3 protein-coding genes are annotated in these 2,869 nt (G+C 75.3%); 2 read left to right on the forward strand and 1 reads right to left on the reverse strand.

From position 1 onward, the window contains the following. Window positions 1–434 (reverse strand): hypothetical protein (locus tag Q0112_RS13480; protein ID WP_297976102.1); only part of this gene is annotated, 434 nt, incomplete at its 3' end. A 350-nt stretch (window positions 435–784) separates the two neighbouring features. On the opposite strand from Q0112_RS13480, the gene Q0112_RS13485 reads away from it, so the two are divergent. Together Q0112_RS13485 and Q0112_RS13490 are read left to right on the forward strand one after the other, a co-directional pair. Continuing rightward, entirely contained in the window at window positions 785–1,408 is a 624-nt protein-coding gene (locus tag Q0112_RS13485) for a nicotinate-nucleotide adenylyltransferase (RefSeq protein ID WP_297976107.1), read from the forward strand. After that, window positions 1,405–2,869, forward strand: a 1,465-nt coding sequence (locus Q0112_RS13490; RefSeq protein ID WP_297976104.1) for a D-alanyl-D-alanine carboxypeptidase, incomplete at its 3' end; no start/stop codon positions are given. The genes Q0112_RS13485 and Q0112_RS13490, both read left to right, overlap by 4 nt.

The raw sequence follows: 2,869 nt of genomic DNA on the forward strand, positions 1-2,869 counted from the left end.
AGGGCGGCGGCGGCCTTGGCGGCGAAGATGGCGTCGAGGTCGGCTGCCTCGGAGCGCACCAGCTCGACGCGCGCGGCGCTCGGCCCGGGGCCGTCCGTGGCGCCGTCGGGGGTGAAGACGGCGCGCTTGGCCTCGAAGCTTCGCAGGTCGGTGAGCTCGGCGATCTGGCCGCGCAGGGTGGCGATCTCGGCCTCGCTGGCGGCGAGGCGGGCCTCGAGCGCGTCGGTTGCCGAGGTGCGCTCCTCGAGCCGGAGCTCGAGCGACTCGATTACCGCGTCGCGGACGGCGAGCGTGGTGCGGAGCTCGACGGTCTCGGCCTCGCGCCGGGCGAGCTCGGCGGTCAGGCGGGCGATCTCGGCATCGCCGGGCGGCGCGAGGGGGGCCGTTTCCGCTGCCGCCGGAACGGAGGTCGGCGCCGGCGCGGCGACGGTCACCGGCGGCGGACTCGCCTCCGTGTCGAGGCGATCGGGAGCGTTTGCTCGTATAGCGACAATTCCGGCCAAGAGCAGAGCTGCTCCGCCGCCAATATAGATCAACTTCCCCTGCATGCCTGCTCCTGCAGTTCGTCTGCTCGTTATTGTTGGCGAAAGTATAGACTGGTGGGGACTTTTCGGGCAACGGCTTCTTCCACATGATGGCCATACGCTGTTCCAATAATGTCACAGGGCTGGTGCCGGGCGGCGGGGTTCCGCCAGCGCGTCGCGAGGTGCGCGGTGAATTGACAGCACCCTCCGGCTGCGGCGGTATCCGCGGATTGCCGTCGAGCGGAGCTGCGCGACCCGTGCTGTCATCGGAGGATCTGAGGAGGGGAAGGGGCGGGCCGCAGGCTGCGGCGGGGCAGCGCGTCGGGCTGCTCGGCGGGTCGTTCGATCCGCCGCACGCCGGGCATGTGCATATCACCCGCTGGGCGCTCAAGGCCTTCGGCCTCGACCGGGTCTGGTGGCTGGTGAGCCCGGGCAATCCGCTGAAGCCGGACGCGCCGGCCGAGCTCGCGCGGCGGCTGGCGGCGGCGCGGGCGATCATGGCGCATCCGCGGGTGGAGGTGACCGATCTCGAGTCCCGGCTCGGCACGCGCTACACGGCGGAGACGCTGCGCGCGGTGACGGCGCGCTGGCCGGGGGTGCGCTTCGTCTGGCTGATGGGGGCCGACAATCTCGCCGGCTTCCACCGCTGGGAGCGCTGGCCGGAGATCATGGCGACGGTGCCGGTGGGGGTGCTCGCCCGTCCGGGCGACCAGCTGCGCGCCGGGCTGTCGCCGGCGGCGCGGCGCTTCGCGCGCTGGCGCCTGCCGCAGCAGGCGGCGCGGGCGCTGCCCTTCCGCGCGCCGCCGGCCTGGACGCTGGTGAGCGGGCGGATGCTCGATCTCTCGTCGAGCGAGCTGCGGGCGCGGGGGGAGTGGCGGCGATGAGCGGGATCGGGCGGCGGGCGTTCCTCGCCGGCGCGGCGGCCTTGCTGGCGGCGCCGCGGGTCGTCCGCGCGGCGGCGGCCGAGGAGGTGGAGGCGATCCTCGCCGCCTCGAAGCTCGGGCCGCTCACCGGCTTCGCGCTCGCCGATCTGGGCGGGGAGGGGCTGCTCGAGGCGCATCGCCCGGGAGTGGCGCTGCCGCCCGCCTCGGTGGCGAAGGTCACGACGACGCTCTTCGCGCTGGAGACGCCGGGGCCGGGGCGGCGGTTCCGCACCGAGCTGCGCGCGGGCGGGCCGATCGAGGGGGGCGTGCTCAAGGGCGACCTGGTACTGGCGGGGGGTGGCGATCCGGTCCTCGATACCGATGCGCTGGGCGATCTGGTGGCGGCGCTGCGCCGGCAGGGGCTCGCCGCGGTCGAGGGGCGGCTTCTCGTCGCCATCGGCGCGCTGCCGCGGGTGGAGGAGATCGACGCCGGCCAGCCGGCGACGGCGGCCTACAATCCGGCCGTCTCGGGGATGAACCTCAACTTCAATCGGGTGTTCCTGGCCTGGGCGCCTGGCAAGACACCGGGCAAGGGGGAGCCGACGCTGGCGCTGAGCGCGCCGGGGGCGCGCTTCGAGGTGCCGGTGGGCGGCATCCGCGCCGAGCTGGTCGAGGGCGGCCCCGCGCGACACCGCTTCGAGGGGGCCGAGGAAATCTGGAGCCTGCCGCGTGCCGACTTCCGCGGGCGTGGCAGCGTCTGGCTGCCGGTGCGGGCGCCCGGGGTCAATGCCGGCGAGGTCTTCCGCCGGCTGGCGGCGGGAGCGGGCCTGGCGCTGCCCGAGGCGGAGGTGGTGGCGGCGGCGGATGGCCGGGTGATGGCGGTGCGCGAGAGCGAGGCGCTCGAGCCGATGCTGCGCGACATGCTGCGCTATTCGACCAACCTCACGGCGGAGGTGGTCGGGCTGACGGCGAGTGCGGCAGTGGGTGCGGGGACCAGTGCGGGGGCCAGTGCGGAGGGCGGCGCGGCGGTGGACGGGCTGGCGCGGTCGGGGGCGGCGATGACGGCCTGGGCGCGGGAGCGGTTCGGCCTCGGGGACGCGGTCTTCGTCAATCACTCCGGGCTCAGCGACGCGAGCCGGGTGAGCGCGGCGGACCAGGTGGCGATGCTGCGGCAGGCGGCGGAGGGGGCGCTGCCCGGGCTCTTGCGCGAGCGGCCGATCCTCGACGCGCGCCGCGAGCCGCTGGAGCTGCCGGGGGTGCGGATGGTGGCCAAGACCGGGACGATGGACTTCGTGAGCGGGCTGGCCGGCTATCTCGACGGGCGGCGGCGGCTGGCCTTCGCGATCTTCGCGGCCGACCCGGAGGCGCGGGCCCGCATCCGGCCGGAGGAGCGGGCGAACCCGCCCGGCGCCAGGGCCTGGGCGGCACGGGCGCGGGCGCAGGAGCATGCGCTGCTGCGCCGGTGGGCGGCGCTCTACGCCT

It is taken from the genome of uncultured Amaricoccus sp. (assembly GCF_937858865.1).
Classification (GTDB): domain Bacteria; phylum Pseudomonadota; class Alphaproteobacteria; order Rhodobacterales; family Rhodobacteraceae; genus Amaricoccus.